The organism is Thermoanaerobaculia bacterium (assembly GCA_035717485.1).
Classification (GTDB): Bacteria; Acidobacteriota; Thermoanaerobaculia; order UBA5066; family DATFVB01; genus DATFVB01.
This window is the reverse complement of the sequence record DASTIQ010000146.1, coordinates 1-25,083: the sequence shown is the minus strand read 5'-3', so window position 1 is coordinate 25,083 and position 25,083 is coordinate 1. Positions and strand designations below refer to the sequence as shown.

Here is a 25,083-nt window from a genome sequence, read left to right as displayed (position 1 = left end):
GCCGGTTTTCCTTCGAAGACGATCGGCTCCGAGACCGAGATCGTCATGATCCCGCCGGCGAAGATCTTCCACGACATCGCGTAGCGCAGCGTCTCGCCGACGAACGGAGGCGCCTCGGCGGACCGGGCCGTTCGCACGCCGATCCCGGCCGCGACCGTGAAGAGGAGCGCCGCGGCGGCGCGGCGCCCGTTCACGCGGCCGGGAACCGCGCGAAGACCGCGCGCGCGACGTCTTCCGGCGACGTTCCCGCCAGACACGGCTTGGTCTCGCGGTATCGGTCGTTGCAGGGCGCGCAGCGCAGGGAGGAAGAGAACTCGACGCCGTTTCGCCGGTACGGCCCGTTGCGGACGGGATCCGTCGGACCGAACAGGGCGACCGTCGGAACGCCGAGCGCATCCGCGAGGTGGAGCGGTCCCGTGTCGCCCGCCGCGAAGAACGCCGCTCCGGCGGCCACGCGGGCGAGACCGCGGAAGTCGAGCGGGGGAATCGAAGGCGCGCCCAGGCGCCGGGAGAGCGCCTCCGCGCGGGGCTCGTCTCCCGGGCCCCACGAAACGACCGGGGAGATTCCCCGCGCGGTCCGGACCCGCTCGGCCAGGGCGGCGAACCGCTCCTCTCCCCAGCTCTTGTTCGCCCATCCCGCGCCCGGATGGTAGAGCGCGAAGGAACGCGGCAGCCGCGCGAGGAAGGCGTCCGCCTCGCGATGCTCTCCCGCGAGGAGATAGCGCGCGTCGGGGGCGGCCTTCCGGACGGGAACGCCGAGGGGAGCGAGGAGCGCCATGACCCGGTCGGTGACGTGGCGCGCGGAATCGCCGGGACGCACGCGAACCGCGGAGAGCCGGCGCGTCCAGTTGCCGCGGACGCTCCGGTCGTCGAGCACGACGCGGGGCGCCCGGGCGAACTGGGCGACGGCCCAGGACTTCTCGTTTCCCTGCGGATCGAGGACGGCGTCGGCGCCGAAGGCGCGGAGCGCGGAGCGCGCCGATCCGATCTCGGCGTACGCCGCGGATCGCCACGGCCGGCGGCGCCAGCGCCGCGTCTGCACGTCGATGACGAGCGCCACGGAGGGATTTCCCGCGAGGAGCGGCGCGAAGGGCTTCTCGACCGCCCAGGCGACGCGGTGCCCCGCCCGCGCGAGGTTCGCCGCGAGCGGAAGCGAGTGGATGACGTCGCCCATCGCCGAGAGCCGGACGATCACGACGTTCACTTCGCGCCCCGCAGCCGCGCGACGAGCGCCGTCGTCGCGTGGTCCTTCGGATCTCCGACGATCACGACGCGCCCCCCGGCTTCCTCGACCGCGGCGCGCTCCGGGACGGACTCCGGCGTGTAGTCCGTTCCCTTCGCGTGGACCGAAGGCCGCAGCTCGCCGATCAGCGCCGCCGGAGAGGATTCGTCGAACACGACGACCGCGTCGACGCAGCGGAGCGCGGCCACGAGCTCGGCGCGCTCTCCTTCCGGGAGGATGGGCCGCCCCTCCCCCTTGAGCCGGCGCACGGAAGCATCGGAATTGACGCCGACGACGAGGAAGTCTCCCTCGCGGCGCGCGGCTTCGAGATAGCGGACGTGGCCGACGTGGAGGAGATCGAAGGCGCCGTTGGCGAAGACGAGCTTCCGACCTTCCCGCCGAAGCTTTTCCGCCGCGTCGGCGGCCTGTCGACGGGACAGGATCTGCGCCACGAAGGAAGGATACCCGAAAGGTTCCGAGGAACGCCGGTTTTCAGAGGAACGCGCCGTCGCCTCAGATCCCGCCGCTCGAGATCACCGCGGGAATCACGGCCCGATCCCGCTCGATCGCCTCGCGGAGCTCGGCCGGGGTGAGAGTGGCGGTTCCCGTCTTCATGACGACGATCCCGCCGGCGAAATTCGAGAGGAGCGCCGCCTCGGCCTCGTTCGCGCCCGCCGCGAGCGCGAGGGCGAACGTCGCCATCACGGTGTCGCCCGCACCGGTCACGTCGGCGACCTGCGACGTACCGGACACGGGAATGGACAACGTCGGCCGCTCCCGGCGGAAGAGCGCCATTCCGCGGCTTCCCCGCGTCACCAGGAGCGCGGGGGAAGCGAGCCGGCCCAGGAGGGCGCGCCCGGCGCGCTCGAACCGTTCCTCGGAGTCGCCGAGCGTCTCGCCCGCGGCGCGCTCGAGCTCTTCCTCGTTGGGGGTCGCGGCATCGGCGCCGGCGTACTCGGTCAGGCGGAAGCGCGAGTCGACGAGGACGCGAATCGCGGGATTGACGTCGCGGGCGGCCGCGACCCACTCCGGACGGCTGCTGCCGTATCCGTAATCGGAGAGAACCAGGATCGATGCGTCCGCGGCGGCGCGCCGAACGTTCTCGCGGAGCTTCGCGGAAAGCGAGGGATCCTCGGGGAGGACGTCCTCGCGGTCGATCCGCACGACCTGCTGGCGGATCGAATGGACGCCGCCGCCGAGGATCCTCGTCTTCGTCGGCGTCGCGTACCCCTCGACCTCGACCAGGCGGGACGGGTCGACCCCCGCGCGCTCGAACAGGGCGGCGATCTCTCGCCCTTCCGGGTCGGCGCCGACGGCGCCGGCGGGCGCGGGATCGCCCGACAGGGCCGCGATGTTGGCGACCGTGTTCGCGCCGCCGCCCGGGACGTTCTCCTCCCGCGACCACGCGAGGATCAGCACCGGCGCCTCGCGCGAGATCCGCTTCGGGAGCCCGTGGACGAAGCGGTCGAGAACGAAATCGCCCGCGACCGCGATCCTCTTCCCCGCGAAGCGATCGACGAGCGAGACGAGCCGGGAGCGCACGTTGTCGGGCGAGGACACCCGGAAATCTTACCGAAAGCCGCGCCCCGCTGGTAAAATCGCGGGGAATGCTCGATTCCGAGGTCCTCGTCCTGAACCGCGTGTTCCAGGCGCTCCGCGTGACGACGGCGAGAAACGCCCTCTCCCTCTTCTACAAGGGACACGCGAAAGCGGTCCTCCCCGACTACTCGACCTACGAGTGGGAGCACTGGTGCGACATCCCGGCGCAGCCGACGGAGGACGTCGTGCTCACTCCTTCGCGGGCGATCCTCGTCCCGCGCGTGATCCTGCTCAAGAACTACGACCGGCTGCCCCGCCGGGAAGTGAAGTTCTCGCGGCACAACATCTATCTCCGCGACGGGAATCGCTGCCAGTACTGCGGCGGCCGGTTTCCTTCCTCGGAGCTCTCGCTCGACCACGTTCTCCCGCTCTCCCGCGGCGGAATCTCGTCGTGGGAGAACGTCGTCTGCGCGTGCCTTTCCTGCAACGTCCGGAAGGGGAGCCGAACGCCCGCGGAAGCGGGGATCCGCCTGATCGCTCCTCCGGAGCGGCCGCGCTGGAATCCCGTCGGGCAGTTCACGCGGGCCCGCTGGCACGCGTCGTGGCGGAACTTCCTGGACGTGGCGTACTGGAACGTCGAACTCACCGATTAGGTCCCCCGGCGCGGACCCCGGCAATCATGCGGGCGCGACCGGCCGGTCCCCTTCCCGGAGGTCCCGCGCCGCCGCGCGAGGCGAGGGTCCTGGACTGCACGCTTTCGGTTATCGCGCCGCGCAAAATGTTTAATTCCGGACCGAAAAAGGGGGCGGGAAGCCGCCCATGCCGCACGTTAGACATTTGATATCACATATTTAGCTCGGTCGCCCACCCGGTACCCGGGTTGGCCCGAAACTTTCTAATCTCCCCCGCCGAGGTCTGTCATCTCCCACCTCATCAACCCAACGGGAGATATGGAGGTTCCATCTTGAAGAAGCTCATTGCTCTCGCCGCCGCCGGAATTCTCGCCCTCTCCGTCGCCGCCTTCGCCGATGACGCTGCGAAGTCGACCACCACGACCGAGACGAAGTCCACGACCTCGGAAATGAAGAAGGACGAGGCCGGAACCACCAAGAAGACCACCAAGAAGCACGCCACCCACAAGAAGTCGATGAAGAAGGACGGCTCCAAGATGGAGACCAAGACCGACTCCAAGTCGACGACGACGGAAGCCGCTCCGAAAACCAACTGATTACCGTTCCGGCAAACGGTGAGTGCTTCGGGCCCCGCGCAAGCGGGGCCCTTTTTCATGGCCGGAGGAGCATCGAGCGTTCCGCCTCCGCGCTCACGAGCGGCGGCGCGATCCGCAGCACTCCCGGGACAGTTCTCGATCGGAGGGTCGACGCGACGAATCGGGCCGGAGTTCGATGCGGACTCGCGCCTCGCCGCGCCTCATGGTCCGACCGTCGACTCGGACACGCGACTCGTGCGGACCGGCTCGCCGGCCGTCCGTTTTCGTGTATTATGCAGTTTCCTCGAGCATTCTCGACGCGGCGTCGAGCGCCATTTCGACGGTGATCTCCTCCAGGCACTCGTGCTGGTACGGACACTTCTTCAAATAGCAGGGAGAGCAGAACACGTAGCGGTCGAGCACCACGACCGGAGCGCCGCGGGGCGCCGTGCGGCCCGGGTCGGTCGGTCCGAAGAAGACGACGACCGGCGTTCCGACGGCGGCGGCCAGATGGGCGGGCCCCGAATCGTTCCCGATGAGGAGCTTCCCCGCGGACAGGAGCGCCGCGAGCCTTCCCGTGTCGACTTCGGCCCCGAGAAGAGGGATCCGGTGTCGCGCCCGGCGCGCGATCAGCCGCCCGAGCTCGACCTCGTCGGGGCCGATCACGAGCGCCGCCTTTTCGCCGCGATCGAGGAGGGCGTCCGCCAGGAGAGCGAACCGCTCCGCCGGCCACAGCTTCGTCGGACCGAACGCGGCCCCGGGCGCGAGGAAGATCGGCCGCGGTCCGAGCTGCCACGACGCGATTTCGCGCGCCGCCTCGTCGGAGAGCGCGCGGGGAACCTCCAGGCGCGGAGGCGCGTCGTCGGGCGCGACGCCCCCGGCCGCGAGCAATCGATCCTCGTCGCGGAGCTGATGGGCGGTGGGATCCGGCGGAGCAACGGGTTCGGTGAGGAGGAACGCGCGCCCGTCGGTCGCGTAGCCGAGGCGCCGCCCGCCTCCCATCGCGAACGCGAGGAGCGCGGAGCGGAACGAATGCGGAAGCACCCATATCTCGTCCGCCCCCGCCTGCCGGCCGCGGAGCGCATCCGTCCAGAACCCGCCGACGTCCCGCCCCCGCGTCGTCCAGATCTCGTCGGCCGTCCCGCTCATCGAGAAGACGGGCGCCGTCGAGCGCCGGGCGAGCACGACGAGCCTGCCCTCCGGATCGTGCTTCCGGAGCGCCCGAAGGAACGGGAGCGCCATCACCGCGTCGCCCAGCCAGTTCGGACCGATGACGACCCGCTTCACGCGGTCTCTCCCGCGGGCCGGGTCCTCCACCGGTTGTGCATCCAGAGCCAGAGCGCGGGCTCGGCCCGGACGGCGTCCTCCGTCACCCGGGTGTACCGCGCCGTGAGCGCCTCGGCGCTCCTCTCCCCCTCCGGCAGGTCGCCGATCACGATCGGCCGCTCGAAGCGAAGCGCGTAGCGGCCTCGTCCCCGCGGGCGGCAGAACACGGGCACGACCGCCGCGTCGGTCTTCTTCTGGAGGAGCCCGAGGGCGGGAGAGGTCGCCGCCAGCCGGCCGAAGAACGGGACGAAGACGGCTTCCCGCGCGAGGACGTTCTGGTCGATCAGGATCGCGACGGTCCCTCCGTGGCGCATCTCGCGCAGGACCTCCCGCGCCGCGTGCTTCTTTCCGATCGTCCGGTTGCCGAACTTCCCTCGCAGGCGGGAGAGCTCGCGATCGAGGCGGGGGTTGTCGAGGGGCCGGACGACCGACGCGATCGGGTCGCCGAGCAGCCCGGCCGCGAGGGCGCCGATCTCCCAGTTCCCGAAATGCGCCGAGAGGAGGAAGACCCCCTTGCCGCGCGCCACCGCCGAGCGGTAGTTCTCCCCTCCCTCGATCGCGACGGCCTCGCGCAGCGCGTCTCGCGACAACTTCGTCGCCGCGAGAAAGTCGAAGAAGACGCCGCCGAAATTCTCCGCGCAGCGGCGCGCGATGGCGCTCCGTTCCTCGTCCGAGAGAGCCGGAAAGGCGAGCCGGAGATTGGCGAGCGCGATCGCGCGGCGGTTCCGCCCGAGCCGGTAATACAGGCGCGCCGCCGAGCGGGCGAGCCGCGAGCGCGCGCCGTCCGGGATCACCGAGAGCGCCGCCATCGCCCCCCGCACGGCGGCATGCTCGGCGGCCTCCCGGACGCTCATCGGCGGCGATCCGCGAGGATCTCGTCGATCCGTTCGGTTAGGCCCGTTTCGAAGATCTCCGCCTCGATCCGCGCGGCGAGGAGGGGAAGCCGCGTGCGTCCCTCGAGCTTGACGGAATCCTTCTCGGTCGTCAGCAGAACGTCCGCTCCGGCGCGCGCCGCGCGATCTTCGATCTTCCGAATGTCGGCGTCCGCGTACGGATGGTGGTCGCGGAACGCGGCGAAACCCGCGACGGAGGCGCCGGCCTCTTCGAGCGTCGCCCGGAATCCGTCCGGCTTCGCGATCGCACAGAACGCGAACGCCGATTCGGACGGAGGCGCCGCGGCGGCCCCGCCGGAAAACCAGCCGGCGAACCGGAAGCGCGAGTGGAAGAGGGGCGCCGAGCTGAACCGGGGAACGGCGGCATCGGCCGCGCACGCGACGCCGCGCGACGCGCGCGTGACGACCACGACGTCGGCGCGGGAGAGCGCGGCCGGCGCTTCCCGGGCCCGGCCGGACGGCGGAAGGCCGCCTCCCCACGGATCCGCGGCGTCGACCAGCACGACGTCCGCGTCGCGCGCGATCGCGAGGTGCTGGAAGGCGTCGTCGAGGAGGAGGACCTCGGCGCCCAGCCGGATCGCTTCCCGGGCGCCTTCCGGCCGACGCTCCGCGACGACGACGACGGCGCGGGGAAAGCGACGCGCGAGGAGAGTCGGCTCGTCCCCTCCGGAGGCGGCAGACGAGAGCTTCCCCGCGCCGTCCGAGACGACGACGAGCCCCGACGAGCGCCGGCGATACCCGCGCGAAACGATCCCGACGCGGCGGCCCCGCTCTTCGAAATGCGCCGCCAGGAACGCGAGGATCGGCGTCTTCCCGGTGCCGCCCCACGTCAGATTGCCGACCGAGACCACGGGAGCCTCCACCCGCTCGGAGCGCAGCCACCCCGACTCGTAGAGCCGCCGCCTCGCGCCGACGACGGCGCCCCACGGATTCACGCCGTCTTCCGCAGCGGAAGGACGGCGGCGGCGGTCTTCCGCGCGGCGCCGCGGTGGCTCTCGACGAGCCGCGCCGCGGCGGCCCCGCGCACGCGCCGGGCCGGCTCGTCCGACAGGAGCTCACGCCACGCGGAGGCGAGCTCTCCGGACGACCGGACCGGGATCGCCGCTCCCGCCGCCTCTCCCTCGGCCACGATCGCGCGGACGTTGGCGACGTGAGGACCGACCGCCGTCGGAACCCCTTTCGCCCAGGCCTCGATCGGGTTGTGCCCGCCGACCTCGGCGAGCGTTCCGCCGACGAACGCCGCGTCGGCGGCGCCGAAAGCGGACGCGAGATCTCCGACCGTGTCGAGGAGCACGGCGGGAGGCTCCCCCGCCGCGGCGGAGAACCGGACGCATTCCCCCGCCCGCTCGCGCATGCGCCGGAAGACCTCGTCGAACCGCTCGGGACGCCGCGGCGCGACGACGAGGAGCGGGCGCGGCTCGAGCGCGGACCACGCTTCGAGAACCGCCGCCTCCTCCCCTTCGTGCGTCGAACCCGCGATCACGATCCGCCGCCCCCCCGCGAGCTCCCGGAGCCGCGCGGCGACGTCGGCGCGCTCGAGCCCGGCCGCGTCGAACTTGACGTTCCCCGTCACCCGGATCTTCGGCGGGGGGACGCCCAAAGCGGCGATCCGTTCCGCGTCCTCCGGAGTCTGCATCGCGAAGAGCGCGATGCGCTCGAGCGACGGGGCGAGCCAGCGGCCGGCGCGCCGATAGCGCGAAAACGACGCGGCCGAAATCCGGCCGTTGACGATCGCGACCGGAATGCCGCGGCGCGCGCACCGGTCGAGGAAGAGGGGCCAGATCTCGGTCTCGGTCAGGAGGACGAGGGACGGGTCGGCCGCGTCGAGGGCCCGCTCGACCGGACGCGCGAGATCGAGCGGAAACGGGATCGCGCCGTCGGCCGCGCGGACCCCGGCCGCCGCGGCGAGACCCGCGGCCGTCGAGGAGGAGAGGACGAACGGGCCGCCCGTCTCCGCCCTCAGCGCTTCGAGAATCGTGCGAGCCGCGTTCACTTCCCCTACAGAAACCCCGTGAATCCAGATACTTCGGGAGAATCGCGGAAGGGCGGAGAGCCCGAAACGGCCCTTCCAGTCGCCGATTTTTCGTCCGCCGGCGGCCTGCCGCAGAAACGCGAAGGGGGCATAGGCCACGAGCCCGAGGCCGAAAGCGAGACGATAGAGCACCATTGCGCCGATTATACGCAGCGGGCCCGGCTTCCCTCCCGGGCGCCTTCGCTTGGCCGAAAGCCCGGAAAATGCGATCATTCAATGGGTTATGAGCGTCATCTTTCCTCAAACGCCGCGGCGGTTCGCTCCGTAGATGGAACGAATGGAGCTCGTCTACAGCCGGGAGCGCGCGCGACAGCAGAGCGCGGAGATCGACGACCGCGAGCTGGCGATCCGCGCCCGCTCCGGAGACGCGATCGCGTTCGAAACGCTGGTCTTGCGAAAGACGCCCGCGGTCGTCTCGGTCGCTCGCCGGATCATCGGCGACGCCGACGAAGCCCGCGACGTCGCCCAGCTCGTCTTCCTGCGAGTCTGGGACTCGCTCGCGCGATACGACGAAAAGTATTCGTTCAACACCTGGCTCTACCGGATCGCGACGAACCTCTCGATCGACTTCCTGCGGGCGAACCGGAGCCGGGAAAAGGCGCACGGCGCGACCCTTCATCTCGTCCGCGGCCGCGAGGCGGCGCTCGAAGAGGAAGCGACGTTCGCGCTCGAATCGTCCCAGGTCGCCCAGCTCTTCGAGCGCGTCTCGGAGGATCTTTCGGAGAAGCAGAAGGCCGCTTTCGTCCTGCGCGAGATCGACGGCCTCGACTCGAAGGACGTCGCGAAGATTCTGGGCTGCGGCGAGTCGACCGTGCGGAACCATCTCTTCAACGCGCGCAAGGCGCTCCAGAAGAAGCTCCGCCGCGAATTCCCGAATCTCTTCCGGCGCTGGAGCCGGCAATGAGCGGGGACTGCCGCGCGCTCGCGGCGCGCATCGACGCCTATCGAAACGACCGTCTCGCCAACGAGGACCGCCGGGTCTTCCGCGATCATCTCGCCGAATGCGAGACGTGCCGCGGCGAAGCGATCGCGTCGGAGCCGACTCTCGTCTTCGCGATCGCCCCGTCTCCCGCGCCCGTCGGCGAAGCGGAGGCGCGCGCCATCCTCGAAAACGTCAAGGCGGCGATCGCGGTCCGCGACGCGGCCCGGCGGCTGGAGATCCCGCGCGGACGCCGGGCGGCGGCCGGGCTCGGCGTCGCCGCGATCCTCGCGCTCGCTTTCTCCGCTCCCCTGACGCGGCGGCCGCCGGTCGTCGTTTCGTCGGGCGCGCGTCCGGCCGCTCCTTCGGGCATCGCCGGCGTGGCGAACCGGATCGTGGGGCCCGGGAGCGAGGAGCCGTCGATGCCGGCGTCGGCGACGATCTACGAGTGGAACCCGGGCACGAGCTCGCCCGAGGATCCGAAGATCGTCTGGATCGTCGACCGCTCGCTCGACCTCTGAGATGCCGGGGCGGGGACTCCTCCGGACGGCGGTCGTCGCCGGATTGATCGCCATTTCGGCGGCCGCGTTCGCCGCCGAGCCGGTCGGCGTCAAGGTCTTCGTCCTCCGGTACAAGCGCGTGGAGGAAGCGACGCTCCTGGTGCGGCCGCTCCTGACGGACTCCGGATCGATCCTGCTCCAGCCGAAGATCAACGCGCTGACGATCACCGACCGGCCCGCCACGCTGAACACGATCGGGCAGGCGCTCGCCCAGTTCGACCTGCCTCCCCGGGGCTTCTCGATCGCCGTGAAGATGGTGCGCGCCCGGGCCGACGCGTCGGCCGGCGACCTCTCGAAGGACATCGGAGGAATCGGCAACAAGCTCCGCGAGGTGTTCCGGTTCAACGACTACGCGCTGATCGATTCGGCCGTGCTCGCGGGCGCGGAGGGGGACTCCGTGTCGTATCTCCTCGGGGGCGAATACCGGCTGACCTTCCGCATCGAGCCCGCCGGGCAGGGGACGACGCTGCGGCTCTCCCCATTCGCACTCGCCCGCGAGCGCGCCGCCGCCGGCCGCCGGACGGACACGCCGCTCTTCCGGACGTCGCTCAACGTCGCGCTGAACCAGACGCTCGTCCTCGGCGCGTCGAAGGAGGAGGCTTCCAAGCGCGCGCTCCTCCTCATCCTGCTCGTCCAGGAGAATCCGCGGCCGGGAGCGGAGAAGGGCGCCGCCGGGATCGCGGCGGCGGAGAAGAGGTAATGCCGGAATTCGTCGCGCGAATCGGGTGGCCGGACGGCGGGGTCGCCGAGGAGTCGATCATCTCGCCGGACCGTTCCGCCGCGCGCCTCGAGTTCGAGCGGCGCGGCGCGCACGTGTTCGACATCCGGGAGCGGGCGGCCGCTTTCGGCTTCGGCTTCCGCCGCGGGCGGCGCCGCCGCGTGAAAATGGCTCATTTCCTCGTGTTCAACCAGGAGCTCGTCGCGCTGCTGAAGGCGGGCCTTCCGATCCTCCGGTCGATCGAGCTCCTCCTCGAGCGCCAGCAGAATCCCGTCTGGAAGGAGGTCCTGACCGACGTGCGGGACCGCATCACGTCGGGCGCCTCGCTTTCGGAGGCGTTCGCGGCGCAGGGGGACATCTTCCCGCGCCTGTACGCGACGTCCCTCAAGGCGGGCGAGAAAGCGGGCGAGATCGAGCCGGTCCTCCGGCGCTATCTGAAATATCAGAAGACGATCGTCGCGCTGCAGCGCAAGGTCGTGAGCACGCTGATCTATCCCGCGATCCTGATCGCGGTCTCGGTCGGACTGATCTCGATCCTCATGACGTTCGTGATCCCCCGCTTCACCGAGTTCTTCTCCGAGTTCGGATCGGACCTGCCCCTCCTGACGCGCCTCGTGGTCGGCACGGCGACGACGATCCGGGCGAACATCGTCTGGATCGCGGCGGGGCTCGCGATCGTCGTCTTCGGCCTGACGCGCTACGGCCGCTCCGAACGGGGACGGGAGTTCTTCCATGCGCAGCTCCTGAAGATCTGGTTCGTCGGGGGGATCTTCCGGCGGTTTTCGATCTCCCAGTTCACGCGCTCGCTCGCGACGCTCCTCTCGGGGGGAACCCCGCTCGTGCCGTCGCTCGAGACGGCTTCCGAAGCGATCGGCAACCGGTACGTCTCGAAGAAGATCGCGCAGACGGTTCCCCGCGTGCGCGAGGGAGGCGAGCTCTGGCACGCGCTCGAGGACACCGGCATGATGACGAACCTCACGATCGAGATGGTCAAGGTGGGCGAGTCGTCCGGAGCGCTCGAGGAAATGCTGAACTCGGCGTCGGAGTTCTACGACGAGGAGATCGACGCCCTCCTCGCCCGGGTGATCTCGTTCGTCGAGCCCGCGGTGCTGGTGTTCATGGGAATCGTGATCGCGACGATCCTGATGGCGGTGTATCTCCCGCTTTTCACGATCCTGTCGAATATGAAAGGTTAGGACGATGTCGGCGCGCAAGGAACAATCCGTCCCGCCCATCAAGGCGATGTCCCCCCAGGAAGAGGAGGAGCGCGCGATCGCGCTCGCGGAGAAGCTGGGCCTCCCCTACGTCGACCTCCTCGCGTTCCGCGTGAATCCCGAGCTCTTCCGCTCGGTGCCGGTCGAGTGGATGCTCAAGTACGAGTTCATCCCCGAAGCGCGAAGCGACCGCTCGATGACGATCATCGCGGCCGACCCGTCCGACGTCGTGCGCTTCGACGAGCTCGAGATGCTCGTGGGGCTGCCGCTCAAGCGCAAGGTCGGGAGCCGCGCCGCGATCGCGGAGATCCTCCAGAAGAGCGAATCCTCGCAGCGGGTGCTCGACGAGGCGACCGAGGACTTCCGCCTCCAGCTCGTCTCGGAGAACGAGGACGGAGAGGAAACCCTCACGATCGACTCGATCACGCAGGACTCCTCCCCGATCATCAAGCTCGTCGATTCGATCCTCTTCAACGCGATCCAGCGACGCGCCTCCGACATCCACATCGAGACGCAGGAGGCGCTCGTCGTCATCAAGTACCGGATCGACGGCGTCCTCTATCAGGCGATGGACCCGATCGACAAGCGCCATCACGGAACGATCATCTCGCGCATCAAGGTGATGTCGGAGCTCGACATCGCCGAGAAGCGCATCCCGCAGGACGGGCGCTTCAAGCTCCGCGTGCGCGGCCGGACGATCGATTTCCGCGTCTCGATCATGCCGACCGTGCACGGCGAAGACGCGGTGATTCGAATCCTCGACAAGGAATCGGCCAACGAGGAATTCCGGACGCTCTCGCTCGACGTCGTGGGCCTCGACGAGCCGACGAAGAAGCGGCTCCGGAAGTTCATCCGCGAGCCGTACGGGATGGTGCTCGTGACCGGACCGACGGGCTCGGGAAAGACGACGACCCTCTACGCCTGCCTCTCCGAGATCCAGTCGGTCGAAGACAAGATCGTCACGATCGAGGACCCGGTCGAATACCAGTTGAAGGGCATCACCCAGATCCCGGTCAACGAGAAGAAGGGGCTGACGTTCGCGCGCGGCCTCCGCTCGATCCTCCGCCACGACCCGGACAAGATCATGGTCGGCGAGATCCGCGACGAGGAGACCGCGCAGATCGCCGTCCAGTCGGCGCTGACCGGCCATCTCGTCTTCACCACGGTCCACGCGAACAACGTCGTCGACGTGATCGGCCGGTTCCTCAACATGAAGGTCGACCTCTACAACTTCGTCTCGGCGCTGAACTGCGTTCTCGCCCAGCGGCTCGTGCGCCGCCTGTGCCCGCACTGCAAGGAGGAGGTCACCTACTCCCGCGACGTGCTGCTGGAGTCGGGGCTCCTCCCGAACCAGACCGAGGGGAAGAAGTTCTACGAGGGGCGCGGCTGCCTCGAATGCAACGGCGCCGGTTTCCGCGGGCGGATGGCGATCGCCGAGCTCCTCGACCTCTCCGACCGGATCCGGGGGCTGATCCTCGAGAAGCGGCCCGCTTCCGAGATCAAGAGCGCCGCCAAGGAGGAAGGGATGATCTTCCTCCGCGATTCGGCGCTCCGGAAGGTGTTCTCGGGGGACACGACGCTGAAGGAGATCAACAAGGTGACCTTTGTCGACTAGGAAAGGCGTGATTTCGAGCGCGGGTCGACGGCGAAGCACGCCTTCTTCAAAACGTTCGCCCGTTTCCCGTTTCGACCGTTCGAGTCTCGGGCGGGTTTCGGCTTTCTCGCCCCGGGTTCCCGGTGTCCGCGCCGCGAGGTGCCGCGCGTGATCAATCCGTTCCGCCCGGTCGTCCCGCCGGACGCCTTCGCGCTGACCGACTCGGGAGCGACGTGGGTCCGCGTCGCCGAGGGAGAGAAGCCCGGAGTCGCGATCCTCCGCCACTTCGACTTCGCTCCGGAGGCCGCGGCGCTCGGCGCGCTCGGGACGCCCGTCTTCGCTCCCGACGCGTTCGCGTCGATCGTGACGGCGGCGCGCCGGGCGGCCGGCGGCCCGCTCCGAAGGGCCTCGGTCGTGATCCCGGACGCCTGGGTCCGCACGATGACCCTCGATTTCGACCTCCTGCCGCCGGGCCGCAAGGAACGGGCGGAGATGGTCCACTGGAAGCTGAAGAAGCTGCTGCCGGGACGCGTCGACGACCTCGAGGTCGCGTTCGCCGAGATCGCCAAGGCGGGAGAGGGGGGAGCGCGCCTGCTCGTCTCGGCCTCTCCGCGCGAGACGCTCCGCTCGATCGAGTCGGCTTTCGCGGGATCGGGCGTGCGTGTCGGTCGGCTCCAGCCCGCGACGATCGCGCTCTTCAACGGGCTCGACAAGCGCCTCGCGCGCGCCGCGGGAGGCGACTACATGCTCCTCCACCGGAGCCGCGGAGCGTCGTCTCTCCTGATCGCGAGGAACGGTCATCCCCTCTTCTACCGCCAGAAGTCGACCGCCGTCGATCCGATCGACGACGTCCAGGAGATCCGCCTCTCGCTCTCCTATTACACCGAGACGTTCGGCGGAACGACCGCTCCTCCTCCGCTCTACGTCCTCGACGAGGCCGGCGGAGACACGCCGTATCCGGAGCTCGAGACGCTCGCGCCCACGGCGCTCGGCTCGGAGGTCCTCGACGCCGACCCGTCGCTCGCGCTGCACGCGCGCGCCCATCCGGAAGCGCTCGCCGCCGCGGCGTCCACGTGGGAGTCCGCCTGATGGCCGTCTCGCTGAATTTCGCAAAGCGGCCGTTTCGCGACGACCGGCCGATCGTCGCGACCGTCGGGATCGCGGCGCTCCTCGGGCTCCTCCTCCTCGCGCTGAACGTCCGCGACTACTACGCGTTCAAGAAGGCGTCCGCCGGATCGGTCGCGGAGATCGCCGGGCTCAATGCCGAGGCGGACCGCGCGGAGGAGCGCGCCGCCCGCGAACGCTCGGGGCTCGCGAACGTGAAACTCAAGGACCTCCAGGTCGAGAGCGTGCACCTGAACACGCTGCTGAAGGAGCGGGATTTCTCGTGGTCGCTCCTCCTGACGCGCCTCGAGCACGCGCTCCCCGACGAGGTGTACGTCACGCGCCTCGGGCCGACCGTCCTTCCGAACGGAGACGCGAACCTCACGATCGACTTCGTCGGCCGCGGCCCCGATTCGATCGTCAAGACGCTCGCGGCGCTCGCGAAGGACCCGTACTTCCGCGAGCCGGTTCCCGCCTCGGAGACCGACCCGGAAAAGGGAGCTCCCGAAGGATTCACGTTCCACCTGAGCGTGCGGTACCTCCCGCGCGGGGAAGGCGTCTCGTGAAGATCGACTCGACGCTCTGGAAGGAGCGGGCGCCGGTCGTCGGGGCGGCCCTCCTCTTCTTCCTCGCCAATCTCGTGTATTTCCTCGCCGGGCACGCCGTCAACGCCTCGCGGGTCGAGGCGCTCGCCCGGGCGCGCCGGAACGCGCGCGACCGGATGGACGCCGCCGAGAAGACCCGGGCGAAGGCCGCGGCCGACCTCGCCCACGTCGAGAACGTGCGCAAGGCGGCCCGGGAGTTCTACGGGAACCGGATCGGCACGATCGACGACACGGTGGCCGACGTCGTCGACGAGATCCACAAGGTCTGCCGGCGGGCGAACGTGAACCCCCACTCGATCTCCTACGCCGTCCATGACCGCCCGCTGATGCCGCTCAAGGAGATGTCGATCGGTTTCTCGGTCGAGGGGGACTACCGGACTCTTCGCGCCCTGCTTCACGGGTTCGAGAGCGACCCGCGCTGGGTCGTGGTCCGCGGCGTGCAGCTGTCTCGCAAGGGCGAGACGACGGGAGCCGGCACGGTGCACCTCGCTCTCGCCACCTATTTCTATTCCGCCGCGACGGCGGCCCCCGCCACGGTCGAGAAGGTCCGGACGACGAGATGACGAAGCGCGCGAAACAGGCGGGCCTGCTGGGGGCCCTCGCGATCCTCTTCCTGCTCCTGGTCCTCCGGGCCAAGCCGGCGGGGCCGCCTCCCGAACGGGTGGCGGCGCGCACGTCCCGTCCGATCGACGCGGACGCGGTGTCGGGCCGCTCGTTCGGCCGGAGACCCGAGGCACGCGTCTCGCCCGACGAGATCCCGGACATCGACGTGTCCGCGTTCTCCCGGAAGGAGACGAACTCGCCGGCGATGTCGCGCGACCTCTTCAAGTTCAAGCTCCCGCCCCCTCCGCCGCCTCCCCCGCCGCGTCCGATCTACATCGCGCCGGGAGACCCGCGGTTCGTGGGACCGCTTCCGCCCCCGCCGCCTCCGCCGCCGCCGCAACCGCCGGCGATCGCGTTCCAGTTCACCGGAACGTTCGGTCCGCCGAAGGCGCCGGTGGCCGCGATCGTGGACGCCGACCGGCTCGTCCTCGTCCGGCAGGGGGACGTCGTCGACGGAAAGTTCATCATCCGCCGGGTCGGCTACGAGTCCCTCGACGTGGGTTTCGTGGGCTTCCCGGAAAGCGAGGTCCGGCGCATCCCGATCTCGCACGCCAAGTGACGATAAGGAGAGGAATACGGTGAGGAAGAAAAAACCCGGAATTCGCGCGGCGGCCCTCGGGACGCTCGTTCTGCTCGCGATCGGCTGCGCCGGCGACAAGGCGTTCCGACAGGGTCAGGACGCCGAGGAGCTCGGTCGATGGGACGTCGCCGTCGCCAAGTACGCGAGCGCCCGCGAACAGGCGCCCCGCGAGATGAAGTACAAGATGGCGTTCGACCGGGCCCGCCGGAAAGCCTCGCAGGAGCACTTCGAGAAAGGGAAGATGTACCTCGCGTCCGGCCGCCCCGACCTCGCCGTCGTCGAGCTCGAACAGACGACCATCCTGGACCCCGAGAACGACTACGCGACCCTCGAGCTCAACCGCGCCCGCGCTCAGGTCGCGAAGATCGAGGCGCAGCGGAATCAGCCGAGCAAGATGCAGAGGATGGAGGCGGAAGCGAAGAACGCCCGCGCGTCGATGCCGATCCTCCAGCCCTCCTCGAAACGCCCGATCTCGCTGAACTTCCCGCAGCCGCGCCCCATCAAGCAGATCTACCAGGCGCTGGGACAGGCCGCCGGGATCAACGTCATCTTCGACCCGGCGCTGAAGGACGATCAGGCGACGATCGTCATCGCCAACGTCCCGTTCCAGAACGCGCTCGAAACCCTGATCCGGCAGGAGAACCACTTCTACAAGGTCGTCGACGCGCACACGATCCTGATCGCGGCCGACACGCCCGCCAACCGGAAGACGTACGAGGACCTCGTGATCCGGACGTTCTATCTCTCCAACGGCGACGTCACCGAAACGGCGAACGCGATCCGCGCGCTCCTCGGAACGGTCCACGTGTCGATCAACAAGGCGGAGAACGCGATCACGATCCGGGACACCGCCGACAAGGTCTCGATCGCGCAGAACATCATCGACCAGAACGACAAGGAGAAGGCGGAGGTCGTCGTCGACGTCGAGCTCCTGCAGATGAACCTGAACAAGTCGCTCGACCTCGGCGTCACCTACCCGACCTCGATCAGCGCGACGCTGCTGGCTCCCAGCACCGCTCCGACCGACACCGGCACCACGGGCGGCCGGACGACGACGGGATCGTCGACCTCGTCGACGGTCAACGTCATCACGCTCGACGCGCTGAAGAAGCTCTCGCTCGACCAGTACGGATTCACCGTGCCGAACTTCACGGTCAATCTCCTCAAGACCGCCACCGACGCCCAGGTGCTCGCGAAGCCCGAGATGCGCATCTCGGAAGGCGAGAAAGCCCAGCTCGTGATCGGCGACCGGGTTCCGATCCCGACGACCACGTTCAACACGCAGAACGCGGTCGCGGGAACGGGCGCCGTCGTGCCGATCACCTCGTTCCAGTACCAGGACGTCGGCATCAAGATCGAAATGGAGCCGCGCGTCCACCACAACAAGGAGGTGACGCTCAAGCTCACCGTCGAGGTCTCGAATCTGAACGGCACGGTTCCGGGGTCCCAGGGCACCTCGCAGCCGATCATCAGCACGCGGACGATCGCGTCGACCATCCGGCTGAAGGACGGTGAGACGAACTTCCTCGCCGGTCTCATCCGGAAGGACAAGCAGAACACGTCGACGGGATGGCCGTTCCTGTCGGATCTCCCCGTCGTGGGCCGGCTCTTCACCGACAAGAAGGTGGACGAGCAGACCACCGACCTCGTCATGACGATCACCCCCCACATCATCCGCGTCCCCGACATCAACGAGGAGGACCTCGTCCCGATCTACGTCGGCACGGAGAACAACGTGTCGTACCAGGGAGCGCCGCGCGTCGAGTCGATCAACGACAACCGGAGTCCCTTCGAGACCGAGCAGCAGCGGCGCCGCCAGCAGACGCAGCGGCCGACGCCGAACACGCCGGCGAGGCCGAAGAGTCCGGCCGGAATCAACCTCGCGCCGTCCGGATTCTCGAACAGCCCGTTCTCGTTCTCGACGCCGCCGATCACGACGCCGCCTCCTCCTCCCCCGCACTCCGAGAACAACCTCGCGCCGGGAACGGACCCGTCGGCGGTCGCCTCGGCGGGCGATCCGTCGACGACGGCGTCGCTCACGGCCGCCGCGCCGCCCGCGCAGGCGGAGACGCTCGCCTCCGGCACGAACGACGCGGCCACGGCCGCCGACCCCTCGGGTTCGCCGCAGGCGGCCACGATCGTCTCGGGCACCCAGTTCGCGTTCGATCCGCCCGCGGTGGCGCTCGCGCCCGGCCAGGAGCAGACCGTTCTGCTCATGGCGTCGGGGACGGAGGGGGTGGCCGCGTCGAAGCTCGGGATCGATTTCGATCCGGCGGTCCTCCAGGTGTCGAAGATCGAGCCGCTCAACGGGGGGAGCGTCGAGCCGGTTTCCGCGAGCCGGGTCGCGCTGACCCTCCCCGGGAGCGGATCCCTGACGGGCCCGCACCCGATCGCGCGCCTCACGCTCAAGGGCGTGGCCGCCGGGACGGGCTCGGTGACCGTCGATGCGACCGCGCTGACGCTGGAATCGGGAGGCCCGGCGATCGTGTCGAGCAATCCCGTCGAGGTCGAGGTGAAATGAAGAGCCTGCGCGGCACGCGCCCGTCCGGCTCGATGCATCGCCGCGCCGGCGAAACCCTCGACGCCGAAACGATCCGCTCGCTCGCTGACGCGGCATCGAGGCGAGGCGAGGCGCGAGCCCGACGGGATGCGGGGCGCCGGACGGCGGCGAAGGCGTACCGAAAGCCGTACGTCGAGCCGGTGGCCGGCGGCACGCGCCCGTCCGGCTCGATGCATCGCCGCGCCGGCGGTTTCACGATGGTGGAGCTCACGATCGTCTGCGCCCTCATCATGATCCTGACCGCGATGGTCATCCCGATCTCGCGGTACGCGACGAAACGTCAGAAGGAGGTCGAGCTCCGGTACGACCTCCGGATGATGCGGAACGCGATCGACAAGTACAAGCAGTATTCCGACGCCGGACTGATCCCGGTCGATCTCGGAACCGAGGGGTATCCGAAGACGATGGACGTGATGGTCGAAGGCGTCAACCAGATCGGGCAGATCAGCAAGAAGCTCAAATTTCTCCGCAAGGTGCCGGTCGACCCGATGACGGGAAAGGCCGAATGGGGACTCCGGTCGCTCCAGGACGACCCGACCTCGACGAGCTGGGGAGGGCAGGACGTGTACGACGTGTACTCGCTCTCGCGCGACCGGGCGATCGACAAGTCGTCCTACAAGGATTGGTGAAGAAAATGGAAAGAGTCGCGCGTCGCGAGCCGCGGGTCACGAGCGGGAAGCCGGGCACCGAGGATCGGAACCGGGGCTTCACCCTTCTCGAGCTCCTCGTCGTGATGACGATCATCGGGATCCTCGCCGCGATCGCCGTTCCCGCGCTCAAGAATTCCCCCCAGAAAGGCCGCGAGGCGGCGCTCCGCGAAGACCTGTTCACGTTTCGCGAGTCGCTCGACGAATTCCACGGCGACAAGGGACACTATCCGCCGGATCTGCAGACGCTCGTGACCGAAGGCTATCTTCGAAAGATCCCGATCGATCCGATCACGAAGTCGGCCGACACGTGGCAGACCGTGCTCGAGCCCCCCGCGGACGACACCGGCGCCGGAGGGGTCGAAGGCAGCTCCGAGGAACCGCCGGCGCCCGGGATCATCGACGTGCATTCGGGGTCGAAGGCCAAGGCTCTGGACGGCACGACCTACGACACGTGGTAGGGAATGAAAGACGCGGACGCTAGCTCGAGCCAGACGGGACGCGGGCGTCCCGCCGGCGGGCGCAACGGACGCCACGGTGCGCCTTGCCCGCCGGACCGCACGCCCGCGCGCGCCGTGCGAGGCGGGGTGAGGTTTCACGAGCGCGGGCCCCGCGGTCAGCGCGGCTACACGCTCGTGGCGATCATGATCTTCATCACGCTCCTCTCGATCGCGATCCTCGCCGTGTCGCCCTCCGTGTCGATGATGATGCGGCGCGACCGCGAACAGGAGCTCCTCTTCCGCGGGAAGCAGTACGCGCAGGCGATCCTCAACTTCCAGAAGCGGCAGGGGCGGTTTCCGCTGAATCTCAAGGAACTGATGAGCACGAAGCCGCGCTCGGCGAGGAAGCTCTTCAAGGAGCCGATGTGCAACTGCGACGACTGGGGCCTGATCCGCGTCGGCCAGCCCTGGCCGCCTCCGCCGACGACGAACAACCCCGCGGGCGACTCGATGAATCCCGGCGGCTCGTTCACCCCGCCGCCCGGGACCTCGTCGGGAGGAAACCCCGGACGCTCTCCTTCGCCGCCGCCGGCACAGACGCAGCCCCCGTCTTCGTTCCCGCTGACCTACACGACGCCGCCCCAGGGTGGCGCGTCGGGCAGTGCCGGTGGAGATTCCGGAAATCCTTCCGCCGGTTCCGGGAGCCCCGCGGGCGGGGATTCGTTCGGCGGCCTCGATCTCGGCGGCGACAACAAGGAAAAGAGCAACGTCCCCATCATCGGCGTTTATTCGAAGGCCCACCAGAAAGGCCTGCAGACGTTCCACGGGCAGGAGTACTACGACCAATGGGGTTTCATCGCGGGCGCCAACAACGACCCGGATCTTCCGGGCGCCACCATTCCCTCCAACCCCCTGAGCTCCTTCCCGAGCATGATCACGAGCGGAGCCCCTCCGGTCTCCCCGGGCAGCCCATCGGGCGGATCCGGAAAGAAATTCTAGAAAACAAAGGCCTTCTTTCGAAGGAATGTTCCTTGCTTCCGCCCGTTACCATAGGGCAGGGAGATCCTCAAAGGAATGACGCAGAAGTTCGTGCTATCCAATGGCGCCACCGTCCTCATCGACGAGATGCGGGACGTGCGCTCGCTCGCCGTCGGGTTCTTCTGCAAGACCGGATCGGCGGACGAGCCCGAAGACAAGAGAGGCCTTTCTCACTTTCTCGAGCACCTCCTCTTCAAGCGGACGAAGCGGCGCTCGGCGCTCGCGATCGCGAGGGCGATCGACCAGCTGGGCGGGGACGCCGACGCGTTCACGACGAAGGAGTACACCGCCTTCTACGCGCATACTCTCGATTCGAAATTCGACGCCGCCCTCGACCTGCTCGGGGACGTCGTGCTCTCCCCCGCCTTCGGGAACGAAGACATCGAACGGGAACGGGGGGTCATTCTCGAGGAGATCGGCGAGTGCAACGACACGCCCGACGACCTCGCGCACGAGCTCTTCGTCCGATCGTTCTGGCGTAACCACCCCCTGGGCGAACCCATCCTCGGAACCGTCGAGTCCGTCGACCGGATCACGAAATCGGACATCTACGCGTTCTACCGGGAGCGCTACGGCGCGCAGAACCTCATCGTCTCGATCGCCGGCCACGTCCGCGCGGCGGAGGTCCTGCCCGCCGTCGAAAAGCTCTTCGCGCGGCGCTCGGCGGGGGAGATCTTCCCTCCCTCCGGACGGCGGCCCCGCCCGTTCCAGCATTTCTCCGTCGCGCGCCGCCCGGGCCTCGAGCAGGCGCACGTCTGCCTGGGGATGTCGGGACCCGCGCAGTCGTCCCCGCGGCGCTTCGCGGCGCACCTGCTCGACATCGCGCTCGGCGGCGGCATGTCGTCGAGGCTCTTCCAGGAGGTCCGCGAGAAGCGCGGACTCGTGTATTCGATCAATTCGTCGCTGAACGCCTTCCGGCTCGGCGGCTACGAGACGATCCAGGCGTCGTGCGTTCCGAAGAACCTCCCGCGCGTGATCGACACGACCCTCTCGGTTCTGCGAAAGCTCAAGTCGGAAGGGGTCAGGCCCCGGGAGATCGTCCGTGCCAAGGAGCTCCTGAAGGGAAATCTCCTGCTCTCGCTCGAGTCGACCGTCTCGCGCATGTCGGCGCAGGCCCGGCAGCAGTTCTATTTCGGACGCGCGGAGCGCCCGGAGGAGTGGCTCTCCCGGGTCGAGGCCGTCACGCTCGACGAAGTCGGGGAAGTGACGCACGAGGTCTTCTCGGGCCAATCGCTTTCGCTGTCGATCGTCGGGGACGTGGGAGAGCTGAGCTACTCGGGACGAGACCTCGCCGCCGCCGTCGCCTAACCGTCGGCCGCGCGGCGCGTTCCGCTGGAACCGCGCGGCCTTCCGCATCGCGGACCTCCTCCCCTCGGTTACTTCGGGGAGACTTTCCGCGATGCGCCTTCGCGGCTCGGCTCAGAAGCCTCGACCGCTCCGGGGCCCGACCGTGAACCGGAACTGGGCGCGACTCTCATGGAGCTCGATCGCGTTGGCCTCGGCAGCTTCTTGTCATCCTGAGCAGCGAAGCGACGAAGAATCTCCTCTCATTCGGGTCGCCGTGACCGATAATCCCGGCGAATGTCGAACATGCCCATCACCGTCTCCGTCCGGGTACTCCCCCACGGCGAGGGGCTGCCGCTCCCGCTGTACGCGACCGAAGGGGCCGCGGGATGCGACCTGCACGCGGCGGTCGGAAATCCCCTCACGCTCGCGCCCGGCGCCCGCGAGGCGGTTCCGACCGGGCTCGCTCTCGCGATTCCTCCCGGATACGAGGGCCAGGTCCGGGCGCGCTCCGGAAGCGCGCTCCGACACGGGATCGCCTGTATCAACGCGCCGGGAACGATCGATTCGGACTATCGCGGGGAGGTGAAGGTGATTCTCGGCAACCTCGGAAGCGAGCCGTTCACGATCCGCCGCGGCGACCGGATCGCCCAGCTCGTCATCGCGCCGGTGACCCGGGCCGCGTTCGAAGCGGTCTTCGAGCTCCCGGAAACGCCGCGCGGCGCCGGCGGATTCGGAAGCACGGGACACTGATCCCGGGCGGCCCGGCCGCTTCGGACGAGATCGGGGCGCGCTCCCTGCTACAATCCTTCGATGCCCGCGGCGGCGGCCTCCCGATGAAAATCTCGGTGCTCGGTTCCGGCTCCGGCGGAAACGCGGCGCTCGTTTCCTCCGGCAGGACGACCGTCATGGTCGACGCCGGCTTCGGCCCGCGCGCGCTCGCGACCCGGTGCGCCGCGGCGGGAGCCGATCCCGCGGGCATCGCGGCGATCTTCATCACGCACGAGCACAGCGACCACCGGTTCGGCGCGGTCGAGTTCGCGGAGCGGTACGGGATCCCGATCTTCTGTTCGCGCGGCACCGCCGACGCCCTCGGCCTCGACGGGTCGCTCTTCGCGCACTACGTCGCGATCTCCGCCGGACGCGACGGCCGCGTCGGCAATCTCGGCTTCCGCGCGTTCGCGACGCCGCACGACGCCAACGAGTCGCTCGCCTTCCGATTCGAGGACGCGCGGGCTTCGTGCGCGATCGCGACGGACCTCGGCCACTCCGACGACGCGCTCATCGACTTCCTCCGCGGCGTCAAGGCGCTCCTCTTCGAGTTCAACCACGACGAGGACCTCCTGCGCGACGGTCCCTATCACTGGATGCTCAAGAAGAGGATCGCGGGCGGACTCGGGCATCTGTCGAACCGCCAGTCCGCCGAGGTCGTCGGGCGAGCGGCGGGCGCGGAGCTCTCGGAAGTCGTCGCGCTCCACCTCTCCCGCCAGAACAACGATCCCGCGCTCGTCCTCACCGCGCTCTCCGAGACGCTCGAGAGGGCCGGAGTTTCCGCGCGTTTCGGCTGCGCGGATCAGCTTCGCGGGTATGAAACAATCGAAGTCTAGAGGGAGACGATCGCGATGAGAGTCGAGGTGCGCGTCTATCCGAAGGAATCGGTTCTCGATCCGCAGGGCAAGGCCATCGCCGGAGCGCTCCAGCGCCTCGGGCACTCGGTGCGCGACGTCCGCGCCGGAAAGATCTTCTTCGTCGACGTCGATTCCCCCGACCGCCAGTCCGCCGAAACGGAAGCTCGAAAGATGGCCGAGGAGCTCCTCGCCAACACGGTCATCGAGGGGTTCGACGTCGTCGTTCGGTAGGCGTCCCGCCGTTCCGCTTTAAGTCCCCTGTTTTCTGCGCTCTGCGGGTGGCTCTGATCTTGCTCTTCCCATCGGCGGAACGATCGAGATGGGAAAGAAATCCGGAATACCCGCAATGCTCGTCGCGCTCGCGGCGGTGGCTCTGGCCCCGGACGCGCCCGCTTCCGCCCAGTCCTTCGTCGAGTTTCCCCTGCCCACGGCCGCGACCGGGCCTCGATCGATCGTTGCCGGGCCGGATGGCGATCTCTGGTTCACCGAGACGAATGCCGGGAAGATCGGACGGATCACTCCCGGCGGCTCGGTCGTCGAGTACCCCCTTCCCTCGGCCGACGCCGAGCCGTGGAGGATCGCGGCGGGGCCGGACGGCGCCCTCTGGTTCACCGAGATGGCCGGCAATCGGATCGGCAGGATCGACGGGGCCGGCGTCATCGACGAATTCGACGTCCCGACTCCGAAGAGCCTGCCCCGCGGGATCGCCGCGGGCCCCGACGGCGCGCTCTGGTTCACCGAGCGGGAAGCGGACCGGATCGGCCGCATCACGCCGTCGGGCGACATTCGCGAGTTCGATCTCGACGTCCACACCGGGCCGGACGGGATCACGGCCGGCAAGGACGGCGCGCTCTGGTTCGCGGAGGAGTATGCCGGACGCGTCGGACGCCTGACGACGGCGGGCGTCTGGACGGAGACCGGTCTGCTGCCCGATTCGGGCTACCCCGAGGGAATCGCGCCCTCGTCCGACGGCGGGCTCTGGGTGACGACGGTCCCGGGCGGGGGAGGATCCGCCGTGAGAATCCCGCCGTCCGGCAATCCCGTCGCGCACGCGATCACCCCGTACACGCCGGGCGATCCGGCCGTGGACGGTTCCGGAAACGTCTGGTTCGCGACCTCCGACGGGACGATCGGCAGGCTCGATCCGAACGGGCGACTGACGACGTTCACGGTTCCGACGGAGGGATCGTACCCGGTCGGGGTGGCGATCGGGCCCGACGGAAAGATCTGGTTCACGGAATCCGAGGCCTCGCGGATCGGACGACTCGACCCGGCCGCCGCGTCGTGCACTCCTCCGGCCGCCCCGGCGCTGTCGGTCGACGGCGCCGGCGCGGGTCGCGTCGCCCCCGGGGAAGCGTGCACGCTCTCGT

The 25,083-nt window shown here is 69.1% G+C and carries 28 protein-coding genes; 20 read left to right on the top strand and 8 right to left on the bottom strand.

Features of this window, described 5'->3' with window-relative positions:
* From VFS34_07695 to VFS34_07680, 4 genes are all read right to left on the bottom strand, one after another.
* Positions 1 to 194: hypothetical protein (locus VFS34_07695; protein ID HET9794330.1), on the bottom strand; the 194-nt coding region annotated here is incomplete at its 3' end.
* Positions 191 to 1,204, bottom strand: coding sequence for a glycosyltransferase family 9 protein (locus VFS34_07690; GenBank protein ID HET9794329.1), 1,014 nt, complete (start codon positions 1,202 to 1,204; stop codon positions 191 to 193). The genes VFS34_07695 and VFS34_07690, both read right to left, overlap by 4 nt.
* Positions 1,201 to 1,674, bottom strand: coding sequence for a D-glycero-beta-D-manno-heptose 1-phosphate adenylyltransferase (gene rfaE2, locus VFS34_07685; GenBank protein HET9794328.1), 474 nt, complete (start codon positions 1,672 to 1,674; stop codon positions 1,201 to 1,203). Before rfaE2 ends, VFS34_07690 begins: the two co-directional genes overlap by 4 nt.
* Positions 1,675 to 1,735: 61 nt before the next feature.
* Entirely contained in the window at positions 1,736 to 2,782 is a 1,047-nt protein-coding gene (locus VFS34_07680) for a PfkB family carbohydrate kinase (protein ID HET9794327.1), read from the bottom strand.
* 47 nt (positions 2,783 to 2,829) lie between these two features.
* Between VFS34_07680 and VFS34_07675 the strand changes: the two genes are divergently transcribed.
* Positions 2,830 to 3,414, top strand: a complete 585-nt coding sequence (locus tag VFS34_07675) for an HNH endonuclease (GenBank protein HET9794326.1) — start codon at positions 2,830 to 2,832, stop codon at positions 3,412 to 3,414.
* A 311-nt stretch (positions 3,415 to 3,725) separates the two neighbouring features.
* The gene (locus VFS34_07670) at positions 3,726 to 3,989 is read left to right on the top strand and encodes a hypothetical protein (GenBank protein ID HET9794325.1); all 264 of its coding nucleotides are present in this window, start codon (positions 3,726 to 3,728) and stop codon (positions 3,987 to 3,989) included.
* Between the two features lie 270 nt (positions 3,990 to 4,259).
* On the opposite strand, the gene waaF is transcribed toward VFS34_07670, so the two are convergent.
* From waaF to VFS34_07650, 4 genes are read right to left on the bottom strand one after another with little or no spacing between them, the layout of a single operon-like run.
* Positions 4,260 to 5,255: a lipopolysaccharide heptosyltransferase II gene (gene waaF, locus VFS34_07665; GenBank protein HET9794324.1), complete on the bottom strand. Its 996-nt coding sequence runs from the start codon at positions 5,253 to 5,255 to the stop codon at positions 4,260 to 4,262.
* Positions 5,252 to 6,148, bottom strand: a complete 897-nt coding sequence (locus tag VFS34_07660) for a lysophospholipid acyltransferase family protein (protein ID HET9794323.1) — start codon at positions 6,146 to 6,148, stop codon at positions 5,252 to 5,254. The genes waaF and VFS34_07660 overlap by 4 nt, the downstream gene beginning before the upstream one ends.
* Positions 6,145 to 7,122, bottom strand: a complete 978-nt coding sequence (gene lpxK, locus VFS34_07655) for a tetraacyldisaccharide 4'-kinase (protein ID HET9794322.1) — start codon at positions 7,120 to 7,122, stop codon at positions 6,145 to 6,147. The genes VFS34_07660 and lpxK overlap by 4 nt, the downstream gene beginning before the upstream one ends.
* A complete protein-coding gene (locus VFS34_07650; GenBank protein ID HET9794321.1) occupies positions 7,119 to 8,354 on the bottom strand; it encodes a glycosyltransferase N-terminal domain-containing protein in 1,236 nt (411 codons plus the stop codon). The genes lpxK and VFS34_07650 overlap by 4 nt, the downstream gene beginning before the upstream one ends.
* Positions 8,355 to 8,487: 133 nt before the next feature.
* Between VFS34_07650 and VFS34_07645 the strand changes: the two genes are divergently transcribed.
* The 18 genes from VFS34_07645 to VFS34_07560 form a co-directional block, all read left to right on the top strand.
* On the top strand, positions 8,488 to 9,123 hold the full coding sequence (locus VFS34_07645) for a sigma-70 family RNA polymerase sigma factor (GenBank protein ID HET9794320.1): 636 nt from the start codon (positions 8,488 to 8,490) through the stop codon (positions 9,121 to 9,123).
* The gene (locus VFS34_07640; GenBank protein ID HET9794319.1) at positions 9,120 to 9,659 is read left to right on the top strand and encodes a zf-HC2 domain-containing protein; all 540 of its coding nucleotides are present in this window, start codon (positions 9,120 to 9,122) and stop codon (positions 9,657 to 9,659) included. The genes VFS34_07645 and VFS34_07640 overlap by 4 nt, the downstream gene beginning before the upstream one ends.
* A gap of 1 nt (position 9,660) precedes the next feature.
* Complete coding sequence (locus VFS34_07635) at positions 9,661 to 10,398, top strand: secretin N-terminal domain-containing protein (GenBank protein HET9794318.1); 738 nt, start codon at positions 9,661 to 9,663, stop codon at positions 10,396 to 10,398.
* On the top strand, positions 10,398 to 11,612 hold the full coding sequence (locus VFS34_07630; protein HET9794317.1) for a type II secretion system F family protein: 1,215 nt from the start codon (positions 10,398 to 10,400) through the stop codon (positions 11,610 to 11,612). The genes VFS34_07635 and VFS34_07630 overlap by 1 nt, the downstream gene beginning before the upstream one ends.
* A 4-nt stretch (positions 11,613 to 11,616) precedes the next feature.
* Positions 11,617 to 13,245: a GspE/PulE family protein gene (locus tag VFS34_07625; protein HET9794316.1), complete on the top strand. Its 1,629-nt coding sequence runs from the start codon at positions 11,617 to 11,619 to the stop codon at positions 13,243 to 13,245.
* A gap of 147 nt (positions 13,246 to 13,392) precedes the next feature.
* Positions 13,393 to 14,313: a hypothetical protein gene (locus VFS34_07620; protein ID HET9794315.1), complete on the top strand. Its 921-nt coding sequence runs from the start codon at positions 13,393 to 13,395 to the stop codon at positions 14,311 to 14,313.
* Complete coding sequence (locus VFS34_07615; protein HET9794314.1) at positions 14,313 to 14,894, top strand: hypothetical protein; 582 nt, start codon at positions 14,313 to 14,315, stop codon at positions 14,892 to 14,894. Before VFS34_07620 ends, VFS34_07615 begins: the two co-directional genes overlap by 1 nt.
* Complete coding sequence (locus VFS34_07610; GenBank protein HET9794313.1) at positions 14,891 to 15,496, top strand: hypothetical protein; 606 nt, start codon at positions 14,891 to 14,893, stop codon at positions 15,494 to 15,496. Before VFS34_07615 ends, VFS34_07610 begins: the two co-directional genes overlap by 4 nt.
* Entirely contained in the window at positions 15,493 to 16,095 is a 603-nt protein-coding gene (locus VFS34_07605) for a hypothetical protein (GenBank protein ID HET9794312.1), read from the top strand. Before VFS34_07610 ends, VFS34_07605 begins: the two co-directional genes overlap by 4 nt.
* A 19-nt stretch (positions 16,096 to 16,114) precedes the next feature.
* On the top strand, positions 16,115 to 18,637 hold the full coding sequence (locus VFS34_07600; protein HET9794311.1) for a secretin N-terminal domain-containing protein: 2,523 nt from the start codon (positions 16,115 to 16,117) through the stop codon (positions 18,635 to 18,637).
* Positions 18,634 to 19,305 (top strand): type II secretion system protein, encoded by a 672-nt coding sequence (locus VFS34_07595; protein ID HET9794310.1) that lies wholly within the window; start codon positions 18,634 to 18,636, stop codon positions 19,303 to 19,305. Before VFS34_07600 ends, VFS34_07595 begins: the two co-directional genes overlap by 4 nt.
* Positions 19,306 to 19,310: 5 nt before the next feature.
* Positions 19,311 to 19,784 (top strand): prepilin-type N-terminal cleavage/methylation domain-containing protein, encoded by a 474-nt coding sequence (locus VFS34_07590; protein ID HET9794309.1) that lies wholly within the window; start codon positions 19,311 to 19,313, stop codon positions 19,782 to 19,784.
* A 126-nt stretch (positions 19,785 to 19,910) separates the two neighbouring features.
* Positions 19,911 to 20,762 (top strand): type II secretion system protein, encoded by an 852-nt coding sequence (locus VFS34_07585; GenBank protein ID HET9794308.1) that lies wholly within the window; start codon positions 19,911 to 19,913, stop codon positions 20,760 to 20,762.
* 75 nt (positions 20,763 to 20,837) lie between these two features.
* Positions 20,838 to 22,109, top strand: a complete 1,272-nt coding sequence (locus VFS34_07580; GenBank protein HET9794307.1) for a pitrilysin family protein — start codon at positions 20,838 to 20,840, stop codon at positions 22,107 to 22,109.
* A 273-nt stretch (positions 22,110 to 22,382) separates the two neighbouring features.
* The gene (dut, locus tag VFS34_07575; protein ID HET9794306.1) at positions 22,383 to 22,838 is read left to right on the top strand and encodes a dUTP diphosphatase; all 456 of its coding nucleotides are present in this window, start codon (positions 22,383 to 22,385) and stop codon (positions 22,836 to 22,838) included.
* An 83-nt stretch (positions 22,839 to 22,921) separates the two neighbouring features.
* Complete coding sequence (locus VFS34_07570; protein ID HET9794305.1) at positions 22,922 to 23,692, top strand: MBL fold metallo-hydrolase; 771 nt, start codon at positions 22,922 to 22,924, stop codon at positions 23,690 to 23,692.
* A gap of 15 nt (positions 23,693 to 23,707) precedes the next feature.
* Complete coding sequence (purS, locus tag VFS34_07565) at positions 23,708 to 23,944, top strand: phosphoribosylformylglycinamidine synthase subunit PurS (GenBank protein ID HET9794304.1); 237 nt, start codon at positions 23,708 to 23,710, stop codon at positions 23,942 to 23,944.
* Between the two features lie 115 nt (positions 23,945 to 24,059).
* On the top strand, positions 24,060 to 25,083 hold a 1,024-nt coding region (locus VFS34_07560), incomplete at its 3' end, for a hypothetical protein (GenBank protein ID HET9794303.1).

Bases quoted from the DNA above. Each gene is read 5' to 3' on its own strand.
- VFS34_07675 (HET9794326.1), top strand. From the start codon at position 2,830: ATGCTCGATTCCGAGGTCCTCGTCCTGAACCGCGTGTTCCAGGCGCTC.
- VFS34_07660 (HET9794323.1), bottom strand. From the start codon at position 6,148: ATGAGCGTCCGGGAGGCCGCCGAGCATGCCGCCGTGCGGGGGGCGATG.
- VFS34_07650 (HET9794321.1), bottom strand. From the start codon at position 8,354: ATGGTGCTCTATCGTCTCGCTTTCGGCCTCGGGCTCGTGGCCTATGCC.
- VFS34_07645 (HET9794320.1), top strand. From the start codon at position 8,488: ATGGAACGAATGGAGCTCGTCTACAGCCGGGAGCGCGCGCGACAGCAG.
- VFS34_07640 (HET9794319.1), top strand. From the start codon at position 9,120: ATGAGCGGGGACTGCCGCGCGCTCGCGGCGCGCATCGACGCCTATCGA.
- VFS34_07635 (HET9794318.1), top strand. From the start codon at position 9,661: ATGCCGGGGCGGGGACTCCTCCGGACGGCGGTCGTCGCCGGATTGATC.
- VFS34_07630 (HET9794317.1), top strand. From the start codon at position 10,398: ATGCCGGAATTCGTCGCGCGAATCGGGTGGCCGGACGGCGGGGTCGCC.
- VFS34_07625 (HET9794316.1), top strand. From the start codon at position 11,617: ATGTCGGCGCGCAAGGAACAATCCGTCCCGCCCATCAAGGCGATGTCC.
- VFS34_07615 (HET9794314.1), top strand. From the start codon at position 14,313: ATGGCCGTCTCGCTGAATTTCGCAAAGCGGCCGTTTCGCGACGACCGG.
- VFS34_07605 (HET9794312.1), top strand. From the start codon at position 15,493: ATGACGAAGCGCGCGAAACAGGCGGGCCTGCTGGGGGCCCTCGCGATC.
- VFS34_07595 (HET9794310.1), top strand. From the start codon at position 18,634: ATGAAGAGCCTGCGCGGCACGCGCCCGTCCGGCTCGATGCATCGCCGC.
- VFS34_07590 (HET9794309.1), top strand. From the start codon at position 19,311: ATGGAAAGAGTCGCGCGTCGCGAGCCGCGGGTCACGAGCGGGAAGCCG.
- VFS34_07580 (HET9794307.1), top strand. From the start codon at position 20,838: ATGACGCAGAAGTTCGTGCTATCCAATGGCGCCACCGTCCTCATCGAC.
- dut (HET9794306.1), top strand. From the start codon at position 22,383: ATGTCGAACATGCCCATCACCGTCTCCGTCCGGGTACTCCCCCACGGC.
- VFS34_07570 (HET9794305.1), top strand. From the start codon at position 22,922: ATGAAAATCTCGGTGCTCGGTTCCGGCTCCGGCGGAAACGCGGCGCTC.
- purS (HET9794304.1), top strand. From the start codon at position 23,708: ATGAGAGTCGAGGTGCGCGTCTATCCGAAGGAATCGGTTCTCGATCCG.